This window comes from Kitasatospora sp. HUAS MG31 (assembly GCF_040571325.1).
In the GTDB taxonomy this organism is placed as follows: domain Bacteria; phylum Actinomycetota; class Actinomycetes; order Streptomycetales; family Streptomycetaceae; genus Kitasatospora; species Kitasatospora camelliae.
On record NZ_CP159872.1, the window covers coordinates 5,462,266 to 5,486,549 of the forward strand.

Sequence of the window (24,284 nt, forward strand, 5' to 3'; positions counted from 1 at the left end):
GCTGGCCGCATGAGAGTCATCGTCGTAGGAGCGGGCGTGCTGGGCACCATGCACGCCTGGCAGGCCGTCGAGCGCGGCCACGAGGTCGTCCACCTGGAACGCGAGAGCGAGGCCCGCGGCGCCTCGGTGCGCAACTTCGGCCTGGTCTGGGTCAGCGGCCGCGCGGGCGGCGAGGAACTCGCCACCGCCCAGCGCGCCCGCGACCTGTGGGAGCGGATCGGCGCCCGGGTGCCCGACCTGTCCTTCCGGGCCAACGGATCGATCACCCTGGCCCGCACCGAGGCCGAACTCGCCGTCGCCGAGGAGGCCCTGAAACTCCCCGACGCCGAGGAGCGCGGCTACCGGCTGCTCACCCCCACCGAGGTCCGGCAGGCCAACCCGGCCCTGCGCGGCGCCTTCCTCGGCGGCCTCGCCTGCACCCGGGACGCCGCCGTCGAACCCCGGGTCGCCCAACCCGCCCTGCGGGCCCACCTGGAGGCCACCGGCCGCTACACCTTCCTGCCCGGACGCGAGGTCCGCGGGGTGATCGGCGAGTCCGCCGTCCGGGACGACCACGGCCAAGTGCACCACGGCGACCTGGTGGTGCTCTGCACCGGCGCCTGGCTCGGCGGGCTGGTCCGCGAACTCGCCCCCGAACTGCCGGTCCGCCGCGTCCGGCTGCAGATGATGCAGACCGACCCGCTGGACGAGCCGCTCACCACCTCCGTCGCCGACGGCGACAGCTTCCGCTACTACCCCGCCTTCGCCGGCCCCGCCCTGGAGGCCCTGCGCGCCGCCCAGCCGCAGCCGCCGGTCGCCGCCGAGCACAGGATGCAGCTGCTCATGGTCCAGCGCCGGGACGGCGGCCTCACCATCGGCGACACCCACGAGTACGACCAGCCGTTCGGCTTCGACGTCGTCGAGGACCCGTACGAGCACCTCACCGCCGTCGCCGAGGACCTGCTCGGCCGACCGCTGCCCCGGATCCGCCGCCGCTGGGCGGGGGTGTACGCGCAGTGCCTGGACACCACCCGGGTGGTCCACCGCGAACGGGTCCGCGACGGCGTCTGGCTGGTCACCGGCCCCGGCGGCCGCGGCATGACCTGCTCGCCCGCCATCGCCGAGACCACCGCCGACCTCGCCGGCCTCTGACCCGCCCCAAGGAGCACCGTATGGACATCCGACTCGTCGTGCTGGACATGGCCGGCACCACCGTGGCCGACGACGGCCTGGTCGAGCGGGCCTTCGAGGCCGCCGCCCGGACGCTCGGCGTCGAACCCGGCGGAGCCGAGCACGCCCGCATGCTGGCCCACGTCCGGGCCACCATGGGGGAGTCCAAGATCTCCGTCTTCCGGCACCTGTTCGGCGAGGAGGCCGCGGCCCAGCGGGCCAACCTCGCCTTCGAGGCCGCCTACCACGACCTGGTCGAGGACGGGCACTGCGCGGCGCTGCCCGGCGCCGCGGAGACCATCGAACGGCTGCGGACCGACGGCCGCCGGGTGGTCCTCACCACCGGCTTCTCCCGCGCCACCCAGGACCGCATCCTCGCCGCCCTCGGATGGCAGGACATCGCCGACCTGTCGCTCTGCCCGGCGGACGCCGGACGCGGGCGGCCGTACCCGGACCTGGCCCTGACCGCACTGCTGCGGACCGGGACGGAGTCCGTCCGGCAGATCGCGGTCGCGGGGGACACCGGGTACGACATGCTGACCGGCACCCGGGCCGGGGCCGCGGTGGTGGCGGGCGTCCTCACCGGCGCCCACGACGAGGAGCGGCTCCGCGCGGACGGGGCCACCCATGTGCTGGGGGGGATCGGGGAGTTGCCGGGCGTGTTCCTCTGAGTGACAAGGCTGGTGGTCGCTCGCACGGGTGTGGTTTTTGCGCGTGCCGCGATCTGGCTGTGCGGTGGTGGTTGGTCGCGCAGTTCTCCCCCCAGCCTTCGGCCGGGAGGTGCCCCTACGCGCCCCTGAGGGGCGCCCGCTCTCGCTGAAGGCCCCGGCCCGGGTGGGTCGGGGCCTTCGGGGGTGTTTCAGTGGCTGCCGCGGAGGTTGAGGACGACGACGCCGGCGATGATCAGGAGGATGCCGAGCCACTGGGCGCGGCCGAGGGACTCGCCGAAGAGGACGGCGCCGATGCCGGCCACGGCGGCGGTGCCGACGCCGGACCAGACCGCGTAGGCGATGGAGACGGGGACGTGCTTGAGGGCCCGCCCGAGCAGGTAGAAGGAGATGACGTAGCCCAGGGCCACGCCCAGGGACGGCCAGAGCCTGCTGAAGCCGTCGGTCAGCTTCAGCAGGCTGGTGGCGCAGACCTCGCTGGCGATGGCGAGGGTGAGCAGCAGGTACGGCATCAGGCGGTGAGGCCGGCGAGGAGGGCGAGGTCGGCCTGCTCCAGGCTGGCCAGCAGGGTGATCCGGTCGGCGGCGGCGATCGGCACGGTGGAGGGCACGGCCAGCACCGCGCAGCCCGCCGCGTGGGCGGAGGCGACCCCGGTCGGGGTGTCCTCCACCGCCACGCAGGCCGCCGGGTCGAGGCCGAGCCGGGCGGCGGCGGCCAGGTAGGGCGCCGGGTCGGGCTTGGTGCGGTCGGTGTCCTCGGCGGCCAGGGTGAGGGTGAACCAGTCGGTGCCGATCCGGCCCAGCACCAGGTCCACCACCCGGCGCGGCGAGGCGGAGACCAGCGCGGTCGGTACGGCGGCGGCCCGCAGCTCGGCCAGCAGTTCCAGGGCGCCCGGGCGGGGGACCACCTCGGCGGCGACCCGGATGGAGAACGCCTCGTTGAGGCGCTCGGCGAGCAGGGACTCGGCCAGCTCGGTGCCGGTGGTGCGGTGCAGGTGCGCGGCGGTGTGTTCGACGGCCCGGCCGAGGACCTCGGGGAGGTCGGCATCGGAGAGGGCGTGGCCGAGTTCGGCGGCGAGCTCGGCGGTGGCCTCCCACCAGAGGTGCTCGGTGTCGACCAGGGTGCCGTCCATGTCGAACAGGACGGCGGCGGGGGAGTCAGGCATGGCGGTACCTTACGGAGTCGGTGCAGGGGAGGCTGGACGCAGGCCGGGATGTGGACGGGGGCGGGGACGCGCGCTCGTCGCGGCCGGCCGCGGGGGGCCGTCCGTTCCGCGCGGGTCCCACGCCCCTGAGGGCCCGCCCGCGGTGTCAGCGGCGGTCGACGAGGAGGGGGCGGGGCGGCAGGGCGAGGTGGGCGGTGCTGCCGACGGGGAGGGTGGCGGCCTCCTCGGTGGGCAGGTCGGCCTTGATCTCGGTGCCGTCGGCGAGGCGGACGGTGAGCCGGGTGACCGCGCCGAGGAAGGAGGCGGAGACGACCAGCGCCCCGCCGTCCGCGGCCGGGGTCAGCCCGACGTTCTCCGGCCGCACCAGGACCTGCAGCGCGCCGTCGGCCGGCAGGGTGCCGTCCACCTCGTGCCGGCGTCCGAGCACCTCCACGCCGTCCCCGGCCCGCTCGCACGGGATGCGGCTCATGGTGCCGACGAACTCCGCCACGAACGCGGTGGCCGGCCGGGCGTACAGCTCGGAGGGCGTGGCGCACTGCTCAAGCCGCCCGGCCCGCAGCACCGCGACCCGGTCGGCCATGGACAGCGCCTCCTCCTGGTCGTGGGTCACGAACAGGGTGGTGATGCCGAGTTCCTGCTGGAGGCGGCGGATCTCCTCGCGGAGGTTGAGCCGGACCTTGGCGTCCAGCGCGGACAGCGGCTCGTCCAGCAGCAGGACGCGCGGCTGCAGGGCCAGCGCCCGGGCGAGGGCGATGCGCTGCTGCTGGCCGCCGGACATCTGGTGCGGGTAGCGGTCGGCGTGCTGGGGCAGGCCGACCAGCTCCAGCAGCTCCTGGGCGCGGCGACGGCGCTCGGCCTTGCCGGTGCCGCGCATCCGCAGGCCGAAGGCGACGTTGTCGGCGGCGGTGAGGTGCGGGAAGAGGCTGTACGACTGGAAGACCATGCCGGCGTCGCGGCGGTGGGCCGGGATCCGGGTGATGTCCTCGCCGTCGACCAGGACCTGGCCGCTGTCGTGGGTCTCGAAGCCGGCCAGGATCCGCAGGGCGGTGGTCTTGCCGCAGCCGGACGGGCCCAGCAGGGCCAGCAGCTCGCCGGGACGGACGGTCAGGTCGAGGCCGTCCAGCGCGGTGGTGGCGCCGAAGGTCCGGCGCAGCGCGCGGAACTCGACGGTGGCGCTGCCGGTGGTGGTCTTGTCGAGGGTGGCGGTGCTCATGGGGTTCTCCGCGGAGGGGATCAGGTGTGGGTTGGCGTGGACCCTCCGGTAACCGGGGGGTGGATGAAGGAGCGGCGCCGGGGTGCGTGCATCGCAAGGCGGAGAAGGGAGTAGCAGCGGAGCTGCGGCGACCGACGACAACGTGGCGAGGTGCGTGCCCCGGCGTTGCGACGCCGCCCCCGGTTATCGGAGGGTCCCTCGGCGCTCGCGGCCGGCGGCGGCCAGCAGGAGCAGCAGCACCCAGGTGATCAGCAGGCTGAGCACCGAGACCGCGACGGACATCTGGGCCTGGCTGTTGCCGACCGTGTAGATCCACACCGCGAAGGGCTGGTAGCCGAGGATCGAGGCGGCGGTGAACTCGCCGAGCACCAGGGCCAGGGTGAGGAAGGAGGCGTTCAGCAGCGCGCCGCGCAGGTTGGGCAGGACCACCGAGACCACGGCCCGGGGCCAGCTCGCGCCGCAGCTGCGGGCGGCCTCGACCAGGGTGCGCACGTCCACCGCCCGCAGGCCGGCGTCCAGCGCCCGGTACGCCAGCGGCAGCGACATCAGCACGTAGGCGATGACCAGCACCAGCGGGAACTTCGGGTCCTGGACGAACACGACTGTCTGGAAGAACGGGGTGTCCATCAGGTAGTCCGGGCCCCAGCGCAGCACGCCGATCAGCCCGGCGGTCAGCGCCACCGGCGGGACCACCAGGGGCAGGGTGCAGACCACCTCCAGCACCGGCCGCAGCCGGGGCGAGCCGAGGCGGACGGCGATCAGCGCGGGCACCAGCAGGAGCAGCAGCACGGCGACGGTGACGCCGGCCAGTTCCAGGGTGAGCACCAGGCTGTCCGTGAAGCCGGGGGCGGAGAGCAGTCCGGTGTACGCGGCGAGGTCGACGCCGCCGTCCGGGGCGGCCACCGAGAACCAGACCGAGGCGCCCATCGGCACCAGGAAGTACACGCCGGCCAGCAGCAGGACGAGTCCGCGCCACAGGCGCAGGCGGGAGATCAGCTGAGCCATCGGGCACTCCGGCGCTGCAGGGGCAGGTAGACCGCCATCACCAGGACGGCGACCAGGATCATGTCGAGGCTGAGCGCGAGGGCGAGGTTGCCCTGGCCGACCAGCACGTTGCCGGAGAGCGCGTCGGCGATCGACCGGCTGATCAGCGGCACGGTGGCGCCGACCATCGCGGCGGCGGTGGCGTACGCGGCGAAGGCGCTGCCGAACAGCAGGACGTAGCCGCCGAGCAGCGAGGGCAGCAGGATCGGCAGGGCGACGTGCCGCCAGTACTGCAGGGCGGTGGCCCGGTTGTTGGCGGCCGCCTCGCGCCACTGGGTGCGCAGGCCGTCCAGGGCCGGGGTGATGGTCAGCACCATCAGCGGCACCAGGAAGTACAGGTACACGATGGTGAGGCCGGTGAAGGAGTACAGCGACCAGCCGTGGTCGGTGAGGTGGAACAGCTTGGTGATCTCGCCGGCGTTGCCCAGGGTGGCCACGAAGGCGAAGGCCAGCGGCAGGCCGCCGAAGTTGGCGAGCACGCCGGAGGCGGTCAGCACGGCCTCGCGCAGCGCGGTGAACCGGGAGGTGACCACCGCCTGGGCGATCGGCAGGCCGAGGACGGTGCCGAGCAGGGCGGTCAGCGCGGAGAGCTTGACGCTGCTCAGCAGGGCCGTCCAGTAGGCGCCCTGGACCGAGTCCCGGACGTTGTCGGTGGTGAACCGCCCGGCCGGGACGTCGCCGCCGGAGGAGGTGGTGAACGCGCCGCTGACGATGGCCACGGCCGGCAGGCCGAAGGCGATCAGGAAGAAGGCCAGCAGCGGCAGGACCGCGAGCCAGGAGCCGCTGACCGGGATCCGCCGGCGGCCGGCGGCCCGGTGGCCGGAGGGGGCGGTGCGGTGGGGGTGCGCGGTGCCGGACGGCCCCGGGCCGCCACTGGGGTCAGTGGCGGCCGGGGTCGGCACCGGGGTGGGAGCCGTAGTCATGTCGTCGATCAGCCCGCGATCGCCTTGGTCCAGTTCTCGGTCACGACCTTCTTGGCCGCCGTGATCTGGTCCTGGGACGGGAAGGTGGTGAACGGCTTCTCGACGACCGGCAGCTTGGCGGCCGCGGCGGCGTCCAGGGTGTTGTCCTTCTTCATGGCGTCGAACAGCGCGGGGGTGGCGTAGCCGCCCATGTAGAGGTTCTGGCCCTCGGCGCTGAACAGGTACTCCTGCCACAGGCGGGCGGCCGCCGGGTGCGGGGCCCACTTGTTGACGGCCTGGTTGTAGTACTGGGCGTAGGAGCCGTCGACCGGGATGGCGACCTGCCAGTCGATGCCCTTCGGCTTGAACTGGTCGGTGTAGCCGGCGTTCAGGTACGACCAGTCGATCGAGATCGGGGTCTCGCCCTTCTCGATGGTGGCCGGGGTGGACTCGACCGGGTTGAAGTTGCCGGACTGCTTCAGCTTGGCGAAGAAGTCGATGCCGGGCTGGATGTTGTCCAGCGAACCGCCGTTGGCCAGCGCGGCCGCGTACACGCCGCCGAACGCCGAGCCGGACTTGGTCGGGTTGCCGTTCAGCGCGACCTTGCCCTTGTACTCGGGCTTCAGCAGGTCGGCGAAGGTCTTCGGGCAGGCCGCGATCTTCTTGGCGTCGCAGCCGATCGAGATGTAGCCGCCGTAGTCGTTGACCCGCAGGCCCGCCGGGTCCTTCATGCTCTCCGCGATCTTGTCGAAGGCGGTCACCTTGTACGGGGCGAGCAGGCCGTCCTTGGCCGCCTGCAGGGCGAAGGCGCTGCCCAGGTCCACCACGTCGGGGGCACGGTCCTGGCCCTTGCGGGAGGTGATCGCGTTGATCTCGTCCTGGCTGGAGCCGTCCGGGTTCTCCTCCTCGATCTCGATGCCGTACTTGGCCTTGAAACCGTCGAGGAGCTTGCCGTAGTTCGCCCAGTCGCGGGGGAGGGTGATGACGTGCAGCTTGCCCTCCTTCTTCGCGGCGGCGACCAGCGCGTCCATCCCGCCGAAGTCGGCCGCCGAGGTGGCCTCCTTGGCGTCCTTGGCACCCGCCTTGGCGTCACCGGAGGAACCGGTCGAGCCCGCGGACCCGCAGGCGGAGAGGGAGAGCGCGGCGGCGGTCAGTACGGCCGCGAGGGCGGCGGCACGAGAGCGGTGCACGGTCACGGGTGGTTCTCCTGGAAGAGGTGCGGTCGGTGGCCGCGGGGGCGATGGCCGGCATACGTCAACGGACGGTGTGCCAAGTTGGCTGGCCAACTTGGCCGCCGGGGTAAGTACGCCGGAGCCCGGTGACGGGAAGGTGAACGGACGGCCCAGGACAGGGGGCGGATACGGGAACGGTGGCGTCCGGCGCTCTCGTCGATGATCGGCAGCGGCTACAGTCGGTCGTGTCCGCGCGATCCCGCCGCGCAGGACCCGGCCCAGGAGGGACCTTGACTGACGTGGCACCCGACCAGGACCGCGCCGCCGGCTCGCTCTACCGCAAGGTGGCCGCCGACCTGCGCGAAGCGATCACCTCCGGCGGCTACGGCGACAACGGCCGGCTGCCGGCCGAGGGCGCCCTGGCCGAGCAGTACGGCGTCTCCCGCGGGACCGTCCGGCAGGCGCTCGCCATGCTGCGCGCCGACGGCCTGGTCACCTCCCGCCGTGGCACCCGCCGGGTGGTCCTCGGCACCGCCCGGGTGCAGAGCTTCTCCGAACTCCTCAGCTTCACCCACTGGGCCCGCTCCATGGGGGAGGAGCCCGGCGGCCGGCTGGAGTCGCTGATCCGGCGGCCCGCCGACGCCGCCGAACGCGAGCAGCTCCGGCTGGAGCCCGGCACCGAGGTGTACGTGACGCTGCGCCTGCGGACCCTCTCCGGCAAGCCCGTCATGGTCGAACGGACCGTCTACCCGCCGCGGGTCGGCGAGGTGGTCGCGCAGCTGCCGCCGGACGTGGTCTCGCACACCGAACCGCTGCGGGAGCACGGCATCCTGTTCACCGACGCCGACCACACCATCGACGTGGTGGCCGCCAACGCCGATGACGCGCGGCTGCTGGGATGCCGGCGCGGCAGCCCGCTGCTCCGCGAGAAGCGGCGCACCACCGACCCGACCGGCACCCCGGTGGAGTGGTCCCAGGACCGGTACCTGCCCGGCACGGTCGCCTTCAGCATCCACAACTCGCTGGCCTCCTCCGCCCTCTCCCGCCACGCCCGCGAGAACGACTGACGCCGGACGGGCGGGGGGATGCGGGTGGGTCACCCCTGAGGGGCGCCCGGTTGCCTCGGCCGTCAGCCCATGAGGGCGGCGAGCAGGGGGCGGAAGTGGGCGAAGGGCGGGGTGGTGGTGGCGGGGCGCTTGGCGTGGTCGTCCCAGCGGCGGAGGGCGACCGCGTCCGCGGCGGCGGGGTGGGCGGCGAAGGCGGCGGCCTCGGTCTCGTCCATCGGGCCGCCCTGGACCTGGAGGGTGTACTCGGAGGCCGCCGACAGCCCGGCCCGGTAGGCGGGTTCCACCGTGCAGAGGTACCGCTTGGCGGCGACGTGCAGCCGGATCGGCTCGGTCACCTCAGGTCCGAACCAGCGGCCCAGCCGGTCGGCGCCGGTGTGGCTGTGCCGGTTGTCCCGGCCGGCCATCAACTCCGTTCCGCTGCCGTGGAAGTGGCCGACGTCGTGCAGCAGGGCCGCCGCCACCAGGTGCGGCGGCGCCCCCGCCGCCTCGGCCAGCGCCCCGGCCTGGAGCATGTGCTCGGCCAGGGTGACCGCCTCGCCGAGGTACTCCCCGGCGCCCTCGCCCGCGAACAGGCCCTCCAGTTCGTCGAGGGCCGCGGCCTGGCGCCGCAGCAAGGCCAGGGCGGAGTGCAGGGAGTCCAGGTCGGCGTAGCAGCCCTGGAGGTGGCGGTGCCCGTCCTGCTCGAAGGCGGTGCGGGCGTGCAGCAGCCGGGTGTTGTCGAAGACCAGGCAGTCGCCCGGCCGGAGCCGGAAGGTCAGCCGGAGCCCGGGCCGGAGGGTGATCGCGGCGAAGCGGCGGTACGCGGCGTAGAAGGCGTCCGGCTCGGCGTCGGGGAGCCCGCGGAGGGTGTCGATGGAGCGGTTGTTGAACCGCACCTCGCGGATCCGTCCGCGCGGGTCCACCCCGATCAGCGGGCGCTCGGCGCGCAGTTCGGCGGTGCGGTCGCGGAAGACGAACGGCACCGGGGTCCGGGTGAGGACCGCGAAGTCCTCGGGCGACTCCTCGCGCAGCAGGGCCGCGGCGCGGAAGCCGTCCACCAGCCCGGAGTCGCCGCCCCGGGCCTCGTTGCGCAGGCAGTGCAGCAGCTGCAGGGTGGGCACCGGGTCGCGGTACGGGTTGTCGGTGTGCGGGGCGATGGCGGCGCTGGTGAACGCCAGGTTGGTGGGGTCGGGCTCGACCCGGACGTCGAACAGCTCGCCGTAGTTGGTCTCCCGGACGTACCCGAAGCTGCGCGCCACGGCGAGGACCTGCCGCTCCGCGGGCGGCACCCCGCGCAGCAGGGCGAAGCCGGACCGGACCACCGAGGAGAGCACGGCGGCCCGCTCCCCGGGGTCCGCCAGGTAGGCCGCCCAGTCGGCCCCCGGCAGGCCGTTGTCGAAGTCGGCGGCCTCCCAGAGCCGCTTGCCCCGCTCGGTCCGGCCGTCGTCCTCGGGGGCGGCCGCGAGGTCCTGCGACCGGTACACGGAGCGGTGCCCGTCCGACCAGAGCACCTCCAGCCGGCCGTCGGCCTCGTGCCGTTCGGCCACCGCGAGGTCCGCGGGCAGCTCATGGATCTGGAACAGCTTCTGGCCGTTGCGCGGGTCGCGGCAGGAGGGGCACGGGCAGTTGTCCCGGAGCCAGTACGGAGACGGGGTGTTCACGCGGATCTCCTTGGAGTTGTCCAGCCAACTTTGCTCGGCGTACGACCCTGCCGGGCCCGGGTGATGCCCGGTCGACCGGTGGGTGTCCGCCCGGCGAACACCCGGCGTCCCGGCCGTCGCGGGGTGCGCCCGGACCCTGCCGGAGGGGTGGCGGCCGTCGGTAGAGTGCGGGCATGAGCGATGGCGCGGTGCTGCACATCAGGGGCCGGGTGCTGGTCGGGCCCGAGGACGTCCGGGACGAGCTGTGGGTGGTCGACGGGCGGGTGACCTTCGAGCGGCCCCGGCTCGCCGAGGACGTGCGGACCCTCACCGGCTGGGTGCTGCCCGGCCTGGTGGACGCGCACTGCCACGTCGGCCTGGACGCGCACGGCGCGGTGGACGAGCCCACCAGCGAGAAGCAGGCGCTCACCGACCGGGACGCCGGCACCCTGCTGATCCGCGACGCCGGCTCCGCCGCCGACACCCGCTGGATCGACGACCGCGAGGACCTGCCGCGGATCATCCGGGCCGGCCGGCACATCGCCCGCACCCACCGCTACATCCGCAACTACGCCCACGAGATCGAGCCGGGCGACCTGGCCGCCTACGTGGCCGCCGAGGCCCGTCGCGGCGACGGCTGGGTCAAGCTGGTCGGCGACTGGATCGACCGCGACCGCGGCGACCTGGCCGCCTGCTGGCCCGGGGACGCGCTCAAGGAGGCCATCGCCGCCGCGCACGCCGAGGGCGCCCGGGTGACCGCGCACTGCTTCGCCGCCGAGTCGCTGCCCGACCTGCTCGCCGCCGGCATCGACTGCGTGGAGCACGCCACCGGCCTCACCGAGGAGCTGATCCCGTCCTTCGCCGAGCGCGGGGTGGCGATCGTCCCGACCCTGGTCAACATCGCCACCTTCCCGTCGCTGGCGGCCGGCGGCGAGGCGAGGTTCCCGGCCTGGGCGGCCCACATGCGGCGGCTGCACGAGCGCCGGTACGACACCGTCGCCGCGGCCCACGACGCCGGGGTGCCGATCTTCGTCGGCACCGACGCGGGCGGGTCGCTGGCCCACGGCCTTGTCGCCGAGGAGGTGGCCGAGCTGGTGAAGGCCGGCCTGACCCCGGCCGAGGCGCTGTCCGCCACCACCTGGGGGGCCCGCGCCTGGCTGGGCCGGGAGGGCCTGACCGAGGGCGCCCCGGCCGACCTGGTGGTCTACGCCGAGGACCCGCGGGCGGACGTCCGGGTGCTGGCCGACCCGCGGGCGGTGGTGCTGCGCGGCCGGGTGGTCCGGGGGTAGCCGCCCGCCGCGGTGGACGGCCCGGGAGGGGCTCCGCCAGGACGTGACGGCGTGTCGGTGTAGGCCGATAGGGTGGCCGCCATGGCACCGCGTCCCCTCCACGAGATCATCGAACCCGGCTGGGCCAAGGCCCTCGACCCGGTCGCCGGGCGGGTCGCCGCCATGGGCGACTTCCTGCGCGCCGAGCTGGCCGCCGGCCGGACGTACCTGCCCTCCGGGCCGAACGTGCTGCGCGCGTTCCAGCAGCCCTTCGACGGGGTCCGGGTGCTGATCGTCGGTCAGGACCCGTACCCGACCCCCGGGCACGCGGTGGGCCTGAGCTTCTCGGTGGCCCCGGAGGTCCGGCCGATCCCGGCCAGCCTGGTGAACATCTACCGGGAGTACGGCACGGACCTGGGCTTCCCGCCGCCGTCCAACGGCGATCTCACCCCGTGGACGCAGCAGGGTGTGCTGCTGCTCAACCGCTCGCTGACGGTGATGCCGCGCAAGCCCAACTCGCACCGGGGCAAGGGCTGGGAGGAGGTCACCGAGCAGGCGATCCGCGCGCTGGCGGCGCGCGGGGGCCCGCTGGTGGCGATCCTCTGGGGCCGGGACGCCCGCAACCTGCGGCCACTGCTGGGCGAGATCCCGGCGATCGAGTCCCCGCACCCGAGCCCGTACTCCGCCGACAGCGGCTTCTTCGGCTCCCGTCCGTTCAGCCGGGCGAACGAGCTGCTGGCCCGGCAGGGTGCCCAGCCGGTGGACTGGCGCCTGCCGTAGCGGGCGGCCGGCGGCGGTCGGCTGGGGGCCGTGGGCCGCGTCGGGACGGGGTCGTTGGGGAACAGACGGTCGACCCGGGGCGTCAACCTCACCCGAAGGAGTGAACTGACGCTCTGTGATGCTCATGTGACTCATCGTTCGAGAAGACTGGCGGACGTCGAGAGCGCGAGCCCCTTCCCCGTGCCTGGTCCGGGTGGTCGTCGGGGTGCGCTCACCACCCGTCTCCCCTGGGGGTTCCGTCATGTCTGCTCCGCGTACCGTCGCCGCCGGTCTGGCCGTCTCCGCGCTGGTGATCGGCCTGCCCGGCCCGGTCGCGTACGCCTCCGGCCCGACCCCCTCGCCGGGCCGGGCGTCCGCCGTCACCGCCGAGGTGGACCTGGACGTCAGCCTGCTGAACAAGGCCGTCGACGTCCCGGTGAACGTGGCCCTCAACAAGGTGTCCACCCCCGCCCAGCGCGACGACGCGATGCTCACCGCCACGGTGGACGGGGTGGACCAGGGCCGGCCGGTCACCCTGCTGAAGGCGCAGGTCGGCAAGTCCGCCACCTCGGCGACCGCCGAGGGCAGCGCCGCCTCGGTGAAGCTGGTCGACGCCGACCTGCGCGTCCCCGGCCTGCCCCTGACCACCCTGCTGGGCCTGGAGGCGCTCGGTGCCGAGGTGACCTGTCCGGTGAACGGTCAGCCCACCGCCAAGGTGACCGCGCCCGCCAAGGCCACCGTGCTGGGCAAGTCGGTCGCGCTCGGTCTGAACTCGCCCACGCACGTCGAGGTGCCGGGGGTCGGCTCGGTGGAGCTGGAGTTCTCCAAGCGCTCCACCACCTCGGACACGGCCGCCGCCTCCGCACTGGAGCTGCAGCTCAAGCTGAACCCGCTCAACCTCAACGTGGCCAAGGTGGAGGGCCGGGTCACGGTCGCCTCGGTCAGCTGCGAGAAGCCCGTCCCGGCCGCCTCCTCGCCGGCCGCCCAGCCCTCCGGCGCCACCGCGGCCCGCGCCGTCCCGGCCGGGGTGGCCGAGCCCGCGCTGGCCACCACCGGCGGGGGCGCCGGCCGGGTGCCGCTGGTGGCCGGCGGTGCCGCCCTGCTGGTCGCCGGCGGTGCCGCGCTCTGGCTGACCCGGCGCCGCCGCGCCACGCACGCCCGCCGGCACTGAGGCGGTGGCGGGGCCGGTCCCGGGGCGGAACGGAGCCGGTCCCGGGCCGCCCCGAGCCCGGAACGACGGCGCCCGGCCCACCCGTCGGGCGCCGTCCGTCTCAGAAATCCGCCCGCCTGGTGAGACGGGCACTGCCCTACCGTGAGCGTGCCGCTCCGGACCGTTGGTTCACATGGGCGTTACATAGGAGGAACAACCGGGAAACGGCGACTTGCGACGCTACGCGGGCACCCACCACCCAAGCAGTGAGGTTCACCGCGATGGCAATCAAGGCCGAGTACATCTGGATCGACGGCACCAAGCCGACCGCCAAGCTCCGTTCCAAGACTCGGGTGCTGCCGAACGCGGACAAGGTCCCCACGTGGGGCTTCGACGGCTCGTCGACCAACCAGGCCGAGGGCCACGCCTCCGACCGCGTGCTTGAGCCGGTGAAGGTCGTCAAGGACCCGATCCGCGGTGGTGACAACATCCTGGTGCTGTGCGAGGTCCTGGAGACCAACGGCGTCGCGCACGAGTCCAACACCCGTGCCCTGCTGCGCGAGGTCGCCGAGAAGTACGCCTCCCAGGAGGCCATCTTCGGCATCGAGCAGGAGTACACCTTCTTCAAGGGCTCCCGCCCGCTCGGCTTCCCGGAGGGCGGCTTCCCGGCCCCGCAGGGCGGCTACTACTGCGGTGTCGGCGCCGAGGAGGTCTTCGGCCGCGAGATCGTCGAGCTGCACCTGGACCGCTGCCTCGACGCCGGCCTGGCCATCTGCGGCATCAACGCCGAGGTCATGCCCGGCCAGTGGGAGTTCCAGATCGGCCCGGTCGACGCGCTGACCGTCTCGGACGACATGTGGATCGCCCGCTACCTGCTCTACCGCACCGCCGAGGAGTTCGGCATCGACGCCACCCTGGACGCCAAGCCGGCCCGTGGCGACTGGAACGGCGCGGGTGCGCACACCAACTTCTCCACCAAGGCGATGCGCGAGGGCTACGAGGCCATCATCACCGCCTGCGAGTCCCTCGGCGCCTCCCAGGAGAAGGTGCTGGAGCACGTCAACCAGTACGGTGACGACATCCAGTCCCGCCTGACCGGCAAGCACGAGACCGCCCCGTGGAACGTCTACTCCTACGGCGTGTCCGACCGTGGCGCCTCGGTCCGCATCCCGTGGCAGGTCGAGGTGGAGCAGAAGGGCTACATCGAGGACCGCCGCCCGAACGCGAACGTCGACCCGTACGTGGTCACCCGCCTCCTGATCAACACCTGCTGCGAGGCCCTGGAGAAGGCCGGCCAGGTCTGATCCGAGGCTCCCGGAGCCTGGCGAGTCCGCCATTCCCCTCTCCCCGCGTGGAGGGGAACGGCGGACTCGCCGTTTTCCGCCCGGACCGCCGGCGGGGTCGGTCGCGTCCGGTGGCGCACGGTCGCGCAGGGGGACGCGGGTCGCTCAGCGGCCGGTCCTGGCCGCCACCGCCCGGGCCAGTCCGAAGGTCGCCGCGGCGCCGGCCAGCCCCGCCGCTCCGCCGCTCCACCACAGCACCGCCGGGCCCGCATGGGCGTACACCGCCGCGCCGCCGGACAGCCCGACCAGCCGGGCCAGCCCGCTCGCCCAGCTCAGCGCCCCTGTTAGCGGCCCTGCGCCCCGGCCGGGGCCAGGTCGGCCGCCACCGCGCCCACCACCCCGCAGACGCACACCTCACCGGCCGTCCACACCACCACCGTGAGCACGAACTCCCCTGCGGTGGACGCCAGTCCGGTCAGCGCCACGCCCAGCGCGACCAGCGCCGAGGCGGCGGCCCACAGGCGGTGGCGACCCCGCGCGACCCGAGGAAGAACACCAGGAACGGCAGGACCATGTTGCCGATGCGATTCACCGCCGTTCCGCCGATCACCACCCAGAACGGGCCCGCGAAACCGCCGAACCGGGCGGCCCACGCGGCCCGCAGGCCCCGCGCGGCGGGTGCGGCCGGGGCCGCCGGCGGCACCTCCGCGAGGGCGGGCACGGTGCTGGAGGGTGCGGGAGAATCCGTGATCGGCGAGGTCATGCGGGAATCCTGCGGGGCCCCGGCGCGTTGTCGCCACTCATTCAGGCAGGGCTGAATCCACGGGGGTCACGGTGCTCGAACTCTCCTTCTCCACCCGGGATCTGGCCCACACCCGGATCGCCGTCTCCCCGCTCTGGGAGGTGGTCACCAGCCTCCGCGCCCTGGACGCCCGGACCGTCCGCCCGCTGCACCGCCGCTGGGTGGCCCGGACCCGCCCGCTGCTCACCGGGCTCGACCTGCTCACCGGCCTGGTGCCCGGCGACGGCTACGTCCCCGACTTCCTCAACCCGCCGCCCGCCGTCGCCGCCCCCACCCTGGACGCCGAACTCGCCGTCCTCGCCGACACCGACCACGACCGCCTGCGCGCCGACCTGGACCGGCTGGAACACCGGTCCGCCGCCGTCCGCGCCCTGTACCGGGACCCGGCCGCCGGCCTGGAACGCCTCGACACCGAGATCCGCCGCTACTGGGCCCTCGCCCTGGCCCCGCTCTGGCCGCGGCTCAGGTCCGTCCTCGACGCGGACGTGCTTCACCAGTCGCGGCGGTTCGCGGCGGAGGGGGCGGCGGCGGTGCTGCGGGAGCTGCACCCCAACGTCCGCTGGGGGGAGGAGGTGCTGACGCTGGCGAAGCCCGACTGCGGGCGGTCCGGGACGCTGTGCGGGCGGGGGCTGCTGTTGATCCCGTCCGCGTTCGTCTGGCCCACCGTGCTGATCGTCAACGCCGAGCCGGAGACCGTCCAGCTCTGCTACCCCAGCCGCGGCGTCGGCTCCCTCTGGGAACACGCCCGCCCCACCGTCCCGGACGCCGTCGCCGCCGTCCTCGGCCGCTCCCGCGCCCTCCTGCTCGCCGAACTCACCTCCCCCGCCTCCACCACCGAACTCTCCCACCGCACCGGCCTCTCCACCGCCGGCGTCTCCCAGCACCTCACCGCCCTCCGCGCCGCCGGCATCGTCACCTCCCACCGCTCCGGCCGCTCCGTCCTCTACCAGCGCACCCCCATCGCCGAAAGCCTCCTCACCGCCACCCCGGGCTGACGGGCACGCACAACAGGGGCGCGGGGGGAGTGCCTAGGCTGGGGGGATGGTGGAGGACTTCACGGTGGAGCAGGTGGCTCGGGGGCGGGCGTTGCGGCGGGCTCAGGTGCCGTGGGTGGTGGGGGGCCGGGTGGTGGGGCTGGGGTTGCTGGTGGGGCTGGGGTTCACTCCGGCGGGCGCGGGTGTGGTGTCCGCGGTGGGAGGGTGGTTCGGCGGGTCGTGGACGGCGGAGGTGCTGGCCGGGACCGCGGCGCTGGTGGTGCTGGGCGAGGTGGTGGCGCTGCCGTTCGCCGCCCGGGTCCGGACCGTCCGCGCCGGCTACGGCCTGGTCACCCAGCGCTGGTCCGGCTGGGCGGTGGACGTGCTGCGCACCCTCGCCGTGACGCTGCTCCTGGCGCTCCCCGTGGTGTTCGCGCTGTACGCGCTGATCGACGCCCGCCCCGACCGCTGGTGGCTCCCGGCCGCGGGCGGTGCGGCGGCGCTGGTGGTGGCCCTGTCGTTCCTGCATCCGCTGCTGATCGAGCCGTTGTTCAACCGGTTCGGCCCGATGGAGCCGGGTCCGCAGCGGTCCGCGCTCCTCGCGCTGGCGGACCGGGACGGCGTCCGCGTCCGCGAGGTGCTGGTGGCCGACGCCTCCCGGCGGACCACCGCGCTCAACGCGTACGTCTCCGGCCTGGGTTCGACCCGCCGGATCGTCGCCTACGACACGCTGCTGCGGACGGCCGAGCCGCGCGAGGTGGAGCTGGTGGTGGCGCACGAGCTCGGCCACGTCAAGCACCGCGACGTCCTCACCGGCACCGTGCTGGGCGCCGTGGGCGCCGCCGTCGCGGTCTGCGCCCTGGGGCTGCTCACCGGCCTGCAGCCGCTGCTGGACCGGGCGGGTGCGGCGGGCGCCGCCGATCCGCGGTCGCTGCCGCTGCTGGCGGCGTGCGCGGCGCTGATCGGTGCGGTGTCCGGCCCGGCGCAGTGCGCGGTGAGCCGGCGGATCGAGGCCCGCGCCGACCGCCACGCGCTGGAACTCACCGGTGATCCGGAGCAGTTCATCGCGATGCAGCGCCGTCTCGCGGTGGCCAACGTCTCGGACGTCGATCCGCCCCGGATGCTCACCCTGCTGTTCGCCACCCACCCGAGCGCGGTCCGCCGGATCGCCGCCGCCCGCGTCTGGCAGGCCGCACACGCCTGAGGCACGGGCCCGTCAGTACGACTGGAGCTCGATCAGGTTCCCCTCCGGGTCGCGGAGGTGGGCGGTCCGCAGGCCGGGGCCCCAGGCGGGGCGGTCGGTGGCGGGGGCGACCGGTTCGGCGCCGTGCCGCAGGCAGAGGGCGAGCCCGGCGTCGACGTGGGTGACCCGGCAGACGAACATCACGCCGTCCTGGGCGGGCCGCGCGGGGAGCGGCAGTCCGCCGGTCCCGAGGGCGTCGGCCATCGCGGACCGGTCGAACAGCGAGAGCACGCCCTGGTTCCCGGCGTCCCAGTGGGCGTACGGCCCGGCCTCCGAGCCGCGGACCAGCTCGGCGCCGATCAGGTCGGGGAGGACGGCCCGGTAGAAGCCGAACACCTCGGCGAACCGGTCGACGAGCAGGCGGGGGTGCAGGACGTCCATGGCGGCGACTCCAATTGATAGGTGTGAACCTACTATAGGTCTGGCCCCTACAATTCCGTCCATGGATTCCGCACCCGGCCCCGCGACCCCCGACCCGGACGGCTCCCCGACGGCCCCGCCGCCGAGCCTGGCCGGCCTGAGCACCTACCTGCTGTCGCGGATCGGGAAGGAGTCCCGCTCGCGGCTGGCCGGCCGGCTGGCCGAGCGCGGGCTGCGGCTGTGGCACATGGCGGTGCTGGCCGCGCTCGCGGACTTCGGCCCGCACGTCCAGCGCGACCTGGCCGTCCGGCTGGCGATCCACCCCAGCGACGTGGCCAAGGTGGTGGAGGACCTGGCCGCCGCCGGCCGGGTGGAACGCACCCGGGACCCGGCCGACCGCCGCCGGGTGCTGGTGGCGGTGACCCCGGAGGGCGCGGCCGCACTGGCCGAGCTGCGCCGCGAGGCCGAGGCCGTCCAGGACGACCTCCTCGCCCCCCTCGATCCCGCCGAACGTGCCCTGCTGGCCGGGATGCTGACCCGCGTCTTCGACCACCTCGGCCCGCGAGCCCACCCCGCCGAGTGACCACGGCACCCGTCGAGCCCCCGGCACCCCGCGCCGCCGCAACCCGCGGGCACGCCGGAACCCGCCGGCACCCGGCACCCCGCCGGCGCGCCGAAACCCGCTGGCGCCCGGCCGTCCCGCCGTCCGAGAATCCGGCGGACACCGAGGGGACGTCGATGCCGCACCACACCCGCCCGCTGCTGCTGCTCGACGTGGACGGGCCGCTCAGCCCGTACACCGCCGAGCCGGACGGCCGACCCGAGGGCTACCGGCCGTACGAGGTGATGCCCGCGTTCTGGCGCGCCCGGCACCGGGGCCGGCCCGACGGGGAGGTCCCCCCGCTGCGGCTGTGGCTCGACCCCTCGCACGGCCCGGCCCTGAGGGCGCTGCCCTTCGACCTGGTCTGGTGCACCGCGTGGCGCGGGGAGGCGGACGCGTGGATCGGCCCGCTGCTCGGGCTGCCTCCGCTCCCGTCCGTGGACTGGCCGCGGATGCACCAGGGCGACCCGGACGGGCTGCACTGGAAGACCCGCCACCTCACCGCCTGGGCCGCCGGACGGCCGTTCGCGTGGGTGGACGACGAGGTGGAGCCGCAGGACACCGCGTGGATCGCCGCCCACCACCCGGCCCCGGCGATGACCCTGTGGGTCGACCACCGGTTCGGCCTGAGGGCGGCGGACTTCGCCGCCCTCACCGCCTGGGCCGGTTCCCTGACGGCGTAGCGGCTCAGCCGGCGGGCAGCAGGCCGGCCAGCACGGCGACGAACCGGTCGGTGGTGGCGGCGTCGCGCACCGCGATCCGCAGCCAGTCGGGGCCGAGCCCCGGGAAGGTGTCCCCGCGGCGGACGGCGAACCCGGCGGTCCGCAGCCGCTCCCGGACGGCGGCCGCCCCGGCCAGCTCGACCAGGACGAAGGAGGAGGCCGCCTCGCCGTGCACCCGGACGCCGGGCAGTTCGGCGAGCCGCTTCAGCAGGTACCGGCGGTCCTCGGCGACGGCCAGCGCCGCCTGCTCGGCCTCGGCGAGGGCGGCGGGCGCGCTGCACGCCTCGGCGGCGGCCAGCGCCGGGGTGGACACCGGCCAGAGCGGCTGCGCGGCGGCGAGTTCGGCGACCAGCTCGGCGGGCCCCAGGACGTAGCCGATCCGCAGGCCGGCCAGCCCCCAGGTCTTGGTGAGGCTGCGCAGCACCACCACCCGGCCGGGCAGGTCGCGGACCGCGGCCAGGGACTCGGGCTCGCCCGGCGCGGTGTCCATGAACGCCTCGTCCACCACCAGGGTCCGGCCGGGCCGGGCCAGGGCGGTCAGCGCGCCGGCCGGGTGCAGGACGGAGGTGGGGTTGGTGGGATTGCCGACCACCACCAGGTCCGCCTCCTCGGGGACGGCCCCCGGGGTCAGCCGGAAGCCGTCCCGCGCGGCGAGCAGCACGCGGTGGACGGCGTGCCCGGCGTCCCGCAGGGCGGCCTCGGGTTCGGTGAACTGCGGGTGCACCACCACCGCGTGCCGGGGCCGCAGCACCCGGGCGAGCAGCACGAACGCCTCCGCCGCCCCGGAGGTGAGCAGCACCTCCGGCACCGGCCGGCCGTGCCGGGCGGCCACCGCGGCCCGGGCGGCGGTGCCGTCGGGGTACGCGGCGAGCTCGCCGAGGGTCTCGGCCAGGCGGGCGCGCAGCCACGCGGGCGGGGTGCCGGTGCGGACGTTCACCGCGAGGTCGACCAGCCCGGGGGCGCGGACCTCCGCGTCGCCGTGGTGCCGCAGGTCGGGCTCGGAGGTCACGTCACAACTCCATCCGTCGGTCCGGCGATCGCCACGGTGGCGGTGGCCGAGCTGGTCTTGGGGACGATCAGGGCGGCGCCGCTCCCCGCCGGTACCGCGGCACCCGCCGGGCCCGTCGCGGCACCCGCCGAGGCCAGTGCGGCGGCCTCGGCGACGCTGGGCGTGCCGACGGCGGCCCGGACCGCGTCGGACGGGTGCGGGACGGCGACCGCGGCCAGCGCCGCGGGGGAGTGGCCGACCAGGGGGACGCCGAGGACGCGGGCGGCGTCGCGCAGTCCGGGTTCCCCGGCCTTGGCGTCCACGGTGGCGAGCAGGGCGATCCGGTCCCGGGTGAGGCCGGCCTCCGCCAGAGCCCGGTCGAGCAGCCGGAGGATCTCCTCGGCACTCGTGCCGCGGCGCGTACCGATACCGGCCACCAGCTCCACCGGACGTCCTCCCCGTGTACATCTCCCGGGCCCCCGCGATCCCACCACGCGGACGCGGGCCGGTCAATCGGCGCCGCTGTGACCTCCATTGCACCGCCGTGACCTGCGGATCAGTCGTGCTGCGGACAGGAACCATCCGGGTCCGCACGAGGCTTGGCGAGCGCTTTGCCCGGCCGCCCGGACGCCCTGGACCGTTCGCCCGTTCTTCACCCCCGCCGTACGGCCCCGTCCACCGCCCGGATCCTAGGGTTTCGGCGGTCCACCCGCTCGACCCCGGCTCCGGCCCCGCTCGACCCCGGTCCGGAGCCCGCACCACCCTGCCGTACCTCTCGACTTCCCCCGAGCCGTCACCCCGTCCCCCGGAGGACAGACATGACCGCCGCTCAGACCCCGCAGGTCGCCCCGGTCACCGAGGCCGCCCCGAAGCGCTCCCGCCGCAGCCTGACCGCGCTCGCCAGCGCCGTCGCCCTGACCGCCGCCTCGGCCGGCCTGTGGGCCGCCACCGGCGCCACCGCCCAGGCCGCCGGCCTCCCGACCCCCGACCACGTCGTGGTCGTGGTGATGGAGAACCACGCCTACTCGCAGATCATCGGCAGCTCCAGCGCGCCGTACCTGAACAACACCCTCAAGGCGGGCGGGGCCAACCTCACCCAGTCGTACGGGCTCACCCACCCCAGCGAGCCCAACTACTACCAGCTGTTCTCCGGCTCCAACCAGGGCCGCACCGACGACAGCTGCGTGCCGGTCGGCTCGATGAGCGCCCCCAACCTGGCCTCCGAGCTGATCGCCGCCGGAAAGACCTGGGCCAGCTACAACGAGGGCCTGCCCGGCCAGGGCTCCACGGTGTGCAGCAGCGGCAAGTACGCCCAGAAGCACAACCCCTGGTTCGGCTTCAACAACGTGCCCACCAGCACCGCGAAGACCATGACCCAGTTCCCGACCGACTACACCACCCTGCCGAAGGTCTCCTTCGTGGTGCCCGACCTGTGCAACGACATGCACGACTGCTCGGTCTCCACCGGCGACACCTGGATCAAGAACAAGCTGGGCGGCTACGCGACCTGGGCCAGGACCCACAACTCTATCCTCGTGGTCACCTTCGACGAGGACAACCGCCTCTCCGGCAACCGCATCCCGACCGTCTTCTACGGCGAGCACGTGACCCCGGGCAGCTCCACCGCCACCACCTACAACCACTACAACGTGCTGCGCACCCTGGAGGACCTGGCGGGCCTGACCAGCCACGCCGGCAACGCCGCCTCCGCCTCCGACATCACCGGCATCTGGAACTGACGCCGGTGTACCTCGCGGAATCCCGCCGCGGCACCGAGACCGCCGCCCCCGCCCCGGGCACCCGCCCGGGGCGGCGGGCGGCCGTCCCCGGCACCGTCCTGGCGCTCGGGGCGGTCAGCCTGGTCACCGACGTCTCCTCGGAGATGGTCAGCGCGGTGCTGCCGCTGTACGTGGTCGCGGGCCTGGGCCTGTCCCCGCTCGGGTTCGGCCTGCTGGACGGCATCAACAACGGCGTGGGCGCGCTGGTCCGGCTGCTCGGCGGCCACCTCGCCGACCGGGGCGGCCGCGGCGGCGGGCACAAGACGGTCGCGGCGGTCGGCTACGGGCTCTCCGCCCTGTGCAAGCCGCTGCTGCTGCTCGCCCACAGCCTGCCGCTGATCGGCGCCGTCCTCGCCGTCGACCGCACCGGCAAGGGCCTGCGCACCGCGCCCCGGGACGCGATGATCGCGCTGGCCACCGAACCCCGCCACCGCGGCCGGGCGTTCGGCGTGCACCGGGCGATGGACACCACAGGCGCCCTGCTCGGCCCGCTGGCGGCCTTCGCGATCCTGCGCGCCACCGTCGACGGGTACGACGCGGTGTTCGCGGTGAGCGGCTGCGTGGCCGTGTTCGGGGTGCTGGTCCTGGTGCTGTTCGTCCCGTCCCGGGCGTCCGGCGACGCGGCGGCCGCACCCGCACCCGCGGCCCGCCCGGCGCTGCGCGACTCGCTCGCCCTGCTCGCCCGCCCCACCCTGCGCCGGCTGACCCTGTGTGCGGCGCTGCTCGGCCTCACCACCGTCAGCGACGCCTTCCTCTACCTGCTGCTCCAGCGCGAACTCGCGCTCCCCGCCCACCTGTTCCCGCTGCTGCCGCTCGGCACCGCGGCGGTCTTCCTGGTGCTCGCGCTGCCGATGGGCGTCCTCGCCGACCGGATCGGCCGCCGCAGGCTCTTCCTCGCCGGTCACGCGGCCCTGCTCGCCGGGTACGCCCTGGTGCTGCTCCCGCCGTCCGGCGGCGCGGTCCCGACCGCCGTGCTGGTCGTGCTGCTGCACGGCACGTTCTACGCGACGACCGACGGCGTGCTCGCCGCGGCCACGGCCGGCGCGGTGCCGCCGGAACAACTGGGCGCGGGCCAGGCCCTGGTCGGCACCGGTCAGGCGCTGGCCCGGTTCGCCTGCTCGCTCGCCTTCGGCGCGGCCTGGAGCGCCTGGGGCGGCCGGACCGCTCTGGAGGCCGCCGCGGCCGGGCTGGCCGTGAGCGCCGTCGCCGTGACGCTGCTGCTCCGCTCCGCCGACCGGGCCGGTGCGGACACCGGTACCGACGCCGGTGCCGACGCCGACCCGTCGACCGAGCCCCGTTCCCCCGACCCCGTCGCCTGAGGTGCCCCGACCATGACCCGAACCGCCCGCCTGCTCACCCTGCTGCTCGCCGTCCTCCTGCTCGGGGCGGTCGGCACCGGAGCGGTGCTGTACGCCGCCGACCGCTCCGGCGAGCGGGACCGGGAGCAGGCCGGCGGCCCTGAGGTGCGCTCCGGCAGCGTGTCGCTGAGCCCGCCGGACCGCCGGCTGGTGCTCCGCAACCTGGCCTGGGGCCCGCACCGCGACGAGCTCGCCACCGTCCCGGCCGACCGGCCCGACGGCCCGCGGACCGCCTCCGGGGTGAAGTGCCTGCGATTCCACGCCGCCGCCGGCACCGGCATCTGCCTGCAGGCCGAGCACGGCGCGCTGGACGACACCTACCGGGCCGTGGTGCTGGACGCGCAGCTGCACGAGGTACGGCGCTTCCCGGCCGCCGGCATCCCGACCCGGTCCCGGGTCTCGCCCTCCGGGCACCTGGTCGCCTGGACCGTCTTCGTCAGCGGCGACTCGTACGCGGGCACCGACTTCTCCACCCGCACCACGATCGTGGACACCCGCGGCTGGGCGGTCCAGGACAACCTGGAGACCTTCACGATCATCAAGGACGGCAAGCCGTACCGGGCCGCGGACGTCAACGTCTGGGGCGTCACCTTCGCCGACGACGGCCGCTTCTACGTCACCGTCGCCACCGGCGGCCGGACCTACCTGGCCCAGGGCGACCTGGCCGCCCGCACCCTGACCACCCTGCACCCCAACGTGGAGTGCCCGTCGCTGTCGCCCGACGGCACCCGGATCGCCTACAAGAAGCGGGTCGACGGCGCCTCCCCGGACGCCCCCTGGCGGCTGTACGTCCTCGACCTGCGGACCATGACCGAGAACGCCACGGCCGAGCAGCGCAACATCGACGACCAGGCCCTGTGGTCCGACGACGCCACCCTGGTCTACTCCCTCCCCGGCGACTACGGCGCCGACCTCTGGACCACCCCCGCCGACGGCTCCGGCACCCCCCAGCCCCTGACCCGCTCCGCCCTCGCCCCCGCCTACCTGGGCTGAGCACGG

The 24,284-nt window shown here is 74.7% G+C and carries 26 protein-coding genes; 14 read left to right on the forward strand and 12 right to left on the reverse strand.

All coding sequences use genetic code 11. The annotated features are described in order from the left end of the window. Positions 1 to 9: 9 nt before the first annotated feature. Together ABWK59_RS24430 and ABWK59_RS24435 are read left to right on the forward strand one after the other, a co-directional pair. Positions 10 to 1,131, forward strand: a complete 1,122-nt coding sequence (locus tag ABWK59_RS24430; RefSeq protein ID WP_354642750.1) for a TIGR03364 family FAD-dependent oxidoreductase — start codon at positions 10 to 12, stop codon at positions 1,129 to 1,131. 20 nt (positions 1,132 to 1,151) lie between these two features. Further along, entirely contained in the window at positions 1,152 to 1,820 is a 669-nt protein-coding gene (locus ABWK59_RS24435; protein WP_354642751.1) for a phosphonatase-like hydrolase, read from the forward strand. A 188-nt stretch (positions 1,821 to 2,008) separates the two neighbouring features. On the opposite strand, the gene ABWK59_RS24440 is transcribed toward ABWK59_RS24435, so the two are convergent. From ABWK59_RS24440 to ABWK59_RS24465, 6 genes are all read right to left on the reverse strand, one after another. Continuing rightward, positions 2,009 to 2,329, reverse strand: coding sequence for a DMT family transporter (locus tag ABWK59_RS24440; RefSeq protein WP_354642752.1), 321 nt, complete (start codon positions 2,327 to 2,329; stop codon positions 2,009 to 2,011). Continuing rightward, positions 2,329 to 2,982 carry an HAD family hydrolase gene (locus ABWK59_RS24445; RefSeq protein WP_354642753.1) on the reverse strand — a complete coding sequence of 218 codons (654 nt, stop codon included), beginning with the start codon at positions 2,980 to 2,982 and terminating at the stop codon, positions 2,329 to 2,331. Before ABWK59_RS24445 ends, ABWK59_RS24440 begins: the two co-directional genes overlap by 1 nt. A gap of 145 nt (positions 2,983 to 3,127) precedes the next feature. Then, complete coding sequence (locus ABWK59_RS24450; RefSeq protein WP_354642754.1) at positions 3,128 to 4,195, reverse strand: ABC transporter ATP-binding protein; 1,068 nt, start codon at positions 4,193 to 4,195, stop codon at positions 3,128 to 3,130. A 183-nt stretch (positions 4,196 to 4,378) separates the two neighbouring features. After that, positions 4,379 to 5,200: an ABC transporter permease gene (locus ABWK59_RS24455; RefSeq protein ID WP_354642755.1), complete on the reverse strand. Its 822-nt coding sequence runs from the start codon at positions 5,198 to 5,200 to the stop codon at positions 4,379 to 4,381. Continuing rightward, positions 5,188 to 6,162: an ABC transporter permease gene (locus ABWK59_RS24460; protein ID WP_354642756.1), complete on the reverse strand. Its 975-nt coding sequence runs from the start codon at positions 6,160 to 6,162 to the stop codon at positions 5,188 to 5,190. Before ABWK59_RS24460 ends, ABWK59_RS24455 begins: the two co-directional genes overlap by 13 nt. Before the next feature lie 8 nt (positions 6,163 to 6,170). Then, complete coding sequence (locus tag ABWK59_RS24465) at positions 6,171 to 7,337, reverse strand: ABC transporter substrate-binding protein (protein ID WP_354642757.1); 1,167 nt, start codon at positions 7,335 to 7,337, stop codon at positions 6,171 to 6,173. A 275-nt stretch (positions 7,338 to 7,612) separates the two neighbouring features. On the opposite strand from ABWK59_RS24465, the gene ABWK59_RS24470 reads away from it, so the two are divergent. Beyond that, positions 7,613 to 8,380: a GntR family transcriptional regulator gene (locus ABWK59_RS24470; protein ID WP_354645094.1), complete on the forward strand. Its 768-nt coding sequence runs from the start codon at positions 7,613 to 7,615 to the stop codon at positions 8,378 to 8,380. Between the two features lie 62 nt (positions 8,381 to 8,442). On the opposite strand, the gene tmpA is transcribed toward ABWK59_RS24470, so the two are convergent. Beyond that, positions 8,443 to 10,020: a TauD/TfdA family dioxygenase gene (gene tmpA / locus ABWK59_RS24475; RefSeq protein WP_354642758.1), complete on the reverse strand. Its 1,578-nt coding sequence runs from the start codon at positions 10,018 to 10,020 to the stop codon at positions 8,443 to 8,445. Positions 10,021 to 10,193: 173 nt separating this feature from the next. Between tmpA and ABWK59_RS24480 the strand changes: the two genes are divergently transcribed. The 4 genes from ABWK59_RS24480 (at position 10,194) to glnII (ending at position 14,480) form a co-directional block, all read left to right on the forward strand. Continuing rightward, on the forward strand, positions 10,194 to 11,288 hold the full coding sequence (locus ABWK59_RS24480; protein ID WP_354642759.1) for an amidohydrolase family protein: 1,095 nt from the start codon (positions 10,194 to 10,196) through the stop codon (positions 11,286 to 11,288). Between the two features lie 81 nt (positions 11,289 to 11,369). Next, on the forward strand, positions 11,370 to 12,047 hold the full coding sequence (locus ABWK59_RS24485; RefSeq protein ID WP_354642760.1) for a uracil-DNA glycosylase: 678 nt from the start codon (positions 11,370 to 11,372) through the stop codon (positions 12,045 to 12,047). A 241-nt stretch (positions 12,048 to 12,288) separates the two neighbouring features. Then, positions 12,289 to 13,197 (forward strand): SCO1860 family LAETG-anchored protein, encoded by a 909-nt coding sequence (locus ABWK59_RS24490; protein ID WP_354642761.1) that lies wholly within the window; start codon positions 12,289 to 12,291, stop codon positions 13,195 to 13,197. 260 nt (positions 13,198 to 13,457) lie between these two features. After that, positions 13,458 to 14,480 carry a glutamine synthetase GlnII gene (gene glnII, locus ABWK59_RS24495; RefSeq protein WP_354642762.1) on the forward strand — a complete coding sequence of 341 codons (1,023 nt, stop codon included), beginning with the start codon at positions 13,458 to 13,460 and terminating at the stop codon, positions 14,478 to 14,480. 323 nt (positions 14,481 to 14,803) lie between these two features. Here glnII and ABWK59_RS24500 read toward each other — a convergent pair whose 3' ends face one another. Both ABWK59_RS24500 and ABWK59_RS24505 read right to left on the reverse strand, forming a co-directional pair. Beyond that, entirely contained in the window at positions 14,804 to 14,944 is a 141-nt protein-coding gene (locus ABWK59_RS24500; RefSeq protein WP_354642763.1) for a hypothetical protein, read from the reverse strand. Further along, positions 14,935 to 15,222 carry a hypothetical protein gene (locus tag ABWK59_RS24505; RefSeq protein ID WP_354642764.1) on the reverse strand — a complete coding sequence of 96 codons (288 nt, stop codon included), beginning with the start codon at positions 15,220 to 15,222 and terminating at the stop codon, positions 14,935 to 14,937. The genes ABWK59_RS24500 and ABWK59_RS24505 overlap by 10 nt, the downstream gene beginning before the upstream one ends. A gap of 71 nt (positions 15,223 to 15,293) precedes the next feature. Between ABWK59_RS24505 and ABWK59_RS24510 the strand changes: the two genes are divergently transcribed. After that, the gene (locus tag ABWK59_RS24510; RefSeq protein ID WP_354642765.1) at positions 15,294 to 16,256 is read left to right on the forward strand and encodes an ArsR/SmtB family transcription factor; all 963 of its coding nucleotides are present in this window, start codon (positions 15,294 to 15,296) and stop codon (positions 16,254 to 16,256) included. A gap of 46 nt (positions 16,257 to 16,302) precedes the next feature. Beyond that, the gene (locus ABWK59_RS24515; RefSeq protein ID WP_354642766.1) at positions 16,303 to 17,439 is read left to right on the forward strand and encodes a M48 family metalloprotease; all 1,137 of its coding nucleotides are present in this window, start codon (positions 16,303 to 16,305) and stop codon (positions 17,437 to 17,439) included. A 12-nt stretch (positions 17,440 to 17,451) separates the two neighbouring features. Here ABWK59_RS24515 and ABWK59_RS24520 read toward each other — a convergent pair whose 3' ends face one another. Further along, positions 17,452 to 17,859, reverse strand: coding sequence for a VOC family protein (locus ABWK59_RS24520; RefSeq protein WP_354642767.1), 408 nt, complete (start codon positions 17,857 to 17,859; stop codon positions 17,452 to 17,454). A gap of 61 nt (positions 17,860 to 17,920) precedes the next feature. Here ABWK59_RS24520 and ABWK59_RS24525 point away from each other — a divergent pair, with 61 nt between their 5' ends. Next, positions 17,921 to 18,421 carry a MarR family winged helix-turn-helix transcriptional regulator gene (locus tag ABWK59_RS24525; RefSeq protein ID WP_354642768.1) on the forward strand — a complete coding sequence of 167 codons (501 nt, stop codon included), beginning with the start codon at positions 17,921 to 17,923 and terminating at the stop codon, positions 18,419 to 18,421. A 155-nt stretch (positions 18,422 to 18,576) separates the two neighbouring features. Next, a complete protein-coding gene (locus tag ABWK59_RS24530; RefSeq protein ID WP_354642769.1) occupies positions 18,577 to 19,122 on the forward strand; it encodes a hypothetical protein in 546 nt (181 codons plus the stop codon). 4 nt (positions 19,123 to 19,126) lie between these two features. Here the strand turns inward: ABWK59_RS24530 and cobC are convergent, their stop codons facing one another. Both cobC and ABWK59_RS24540 read right to left on the reverse strand, forming a co-directional pair. Further along, entirely contained in the window at positions 19,127 to 20,170 is a 1,044-nt protein-coding gene (cobC, locus tag ABWK59_RS24535) for an Rv2231c family pyridoxal phosphate-dependent protein CobC (protein WP_354642771.1), read from the reverse strand. After that, a complete protein-coding gene (locus ABWK59_RS24540; protein ID WP_354642772.1) occupies positions 20,167 to 20,595 on the reverse strand; it encodes a cobalamin biosynthesis protein in 429 nt (142 codons plus the stop codon). The genes cobC and ABWK59_RS24540 overlap by 4 nt, the downstream gene beginning before the upstream one ends. Positions 20,596 to 20,967: 372 nt before the next feature. Between ABWK59_RS24540 and ABWK59_RS24545 the strand changes: the two genes are divergently transcribed. Genes ABWK59_RS24545 through ABWK59_RS24555 form a run of 3 tightly spaced genes read left to right on the forward strand, consistent with a single transcriptional unit; the run spans position 20,968 to position 24,278 of the window. After that, positions 20,968 to 21,888 (forward strand): alkaline phosphatase family protein, encoded by a 921-nt coding sequence (locus ABWK59_RS24545; protein ID WP_354642773.1) that lies wholly within the window; start codon positions 20,968 to 20,970, stop codon positions 21,886 to 21,888. A 5-nt stretch (positions 21,889 to 21,893) separates the two neighbouring features. Beyond that, the gene (locus ABWK59_RS24550) at positions 21,894 to 23,246 is read left to right on the forward strand and encodes an MFS transporter (protein ID WP_354642774.1); all 1,353 of its coding nucleotides are present in this window, start codon (positions 21,894 to 21,896) and stop codon (positions 23,244 to 23,246) included. A gap of 12 nt (positions 23,247 to 23,258) precedes the next feature. After that, positions 23,259 to 24,278 (forward strand): TolB family protein, encoded by a 1,020-nt coding sequence (locus ABWK59_RS24555; RefSeq protein ID WP_354642775.1) that lies wholly within the window; start codon positions 23,259 to 23,261, stop codon positions 24,276 to 24,278. Positions 24,279 to 24,284 lie beyond the last annotated feature (6 nt).

Coding starts and splice junctions, on each gene's coding strand:
- ABWK59_RS24485 (WP_354642760.1), top strand. CDS start 11,370: ATGGCACCGCGTCCCCTCCACGAGATCATCGAACCCGGCTGGGCCAAG.
- ABWK59_RS24480 (WP_354642759.1), top strand. CDS start 10,194: ATGAGCGATGGCGCGGTGCTGCACATCAGGGGCCGGGTGCTGGTCGGG.
- ABWK59_RS24445 (WP_354642753.1), bottom strand. CDS start 2,982: ATGCCTGACTCCCCCGCCGCCGTCCTGTTCGACATGGACGGCACCCTG.
- ABWK59_RS24455 (WP_354642755.1), bottom strand. CDS start 5,200: ATGGCTCAGCTGATCTCCCGCCTGCGCCTGTGGCGCGGACTCGTCCTG.
- ABWK59_RS24435 (WP_354642751.1), top strand. CDS start 1,152: ATGGACATCCGACTCGTCGTGCTGGACATGGCCGGCACCACCGTGGCC.
- ABWK59_RS24545 (WP_354642773.1), top strand. CDS start 20,968: ATGACCGCCGCTCAGACCCCGCAGGTCGCCCCGGTCACCGAGGCCGCC.
- ABWK59_RS24490 (WP_354642761.1), top strand. CDS start 12,289: ATGTCTGCTCCGCGTACCGTCGCCGCCGGTCTGGCCGTCTCCGCGCTG.
- ABWK59_RS24515 (WP_354642766.1), top strand. CDS start 16,303: ATGGTGGAGGACTTCACGGTGGAGCAGGTGGCTCGGGGGCGGGCGTTG.
- ABWK59_RS24520 (WP_354642767.1), bottom strand. CDS start 17,859: ATGGACGTCCTGCACCCCCGCCTGCTCGTCGACCGGTTCGCCGAGGTG.
- ABWK59_RS24450 (WP_354642754.1), bottom strand. CDS start 4,195: ATGAGCACCGCCACCCTCGACAAGACCACCACCGGCAGCGCCACCGTC.
- ABWK59_RS24460 (WP_354642756.1), bottom strand. CDS start 6,162: ATGACTACGGCTCCCACCCCGGTGCCGACCCCGGCCGCCACTGACCCC.
- ABWK59_RS24505 (WP_354642764.1), bottom strand. CDS start 15,222: ATGACCTCGCCGATCACGGATTCTCCCGCACCCTCCAGCACCGTGCCC.
- glnII (WP_354642762.1), top strand. CDS start 13,458: ATGGCAATCAAGGCCGAGTACATCTGGATCGACGGCACCAAGCCGACC.
- ABWK59_RS24440 (WP_354642752.1), bottom strand. CDS start 2,329: ATGCCGTACCTGCTGCTCACCCTCGCCATCGCCAGCGAGGTCTGCGCC.
- ABWK59_RS24525 (WP_354642768.1), top strand. CDS start 17,921: ATGGATTCCGCACCCGGCCCCGCGACCCCCGACCCGGACGGCTCCCCG.
- ABWK59_RS24430 (WP_354642750.1), top strand. CDS start 10: ATGAGAGTCATCGTCGTAGGAGCGGGCGTGCTGGGCACCATGCACGCC.
- ABWK59_RS24530 (WP_354642769.1), top strand. CDS start 18,577: ATGCCGCACCACACCCGCCCGCTGCTGCTGCTCGACGTGGACGGGCCG.
- ABWK59_RS24555 (WP_354642775.1), top strand. CDS start 23,259: ATGACCCGAACCGCCCGCCTGCTCACCCTGCTGCTCGCCGTCCTCCTG.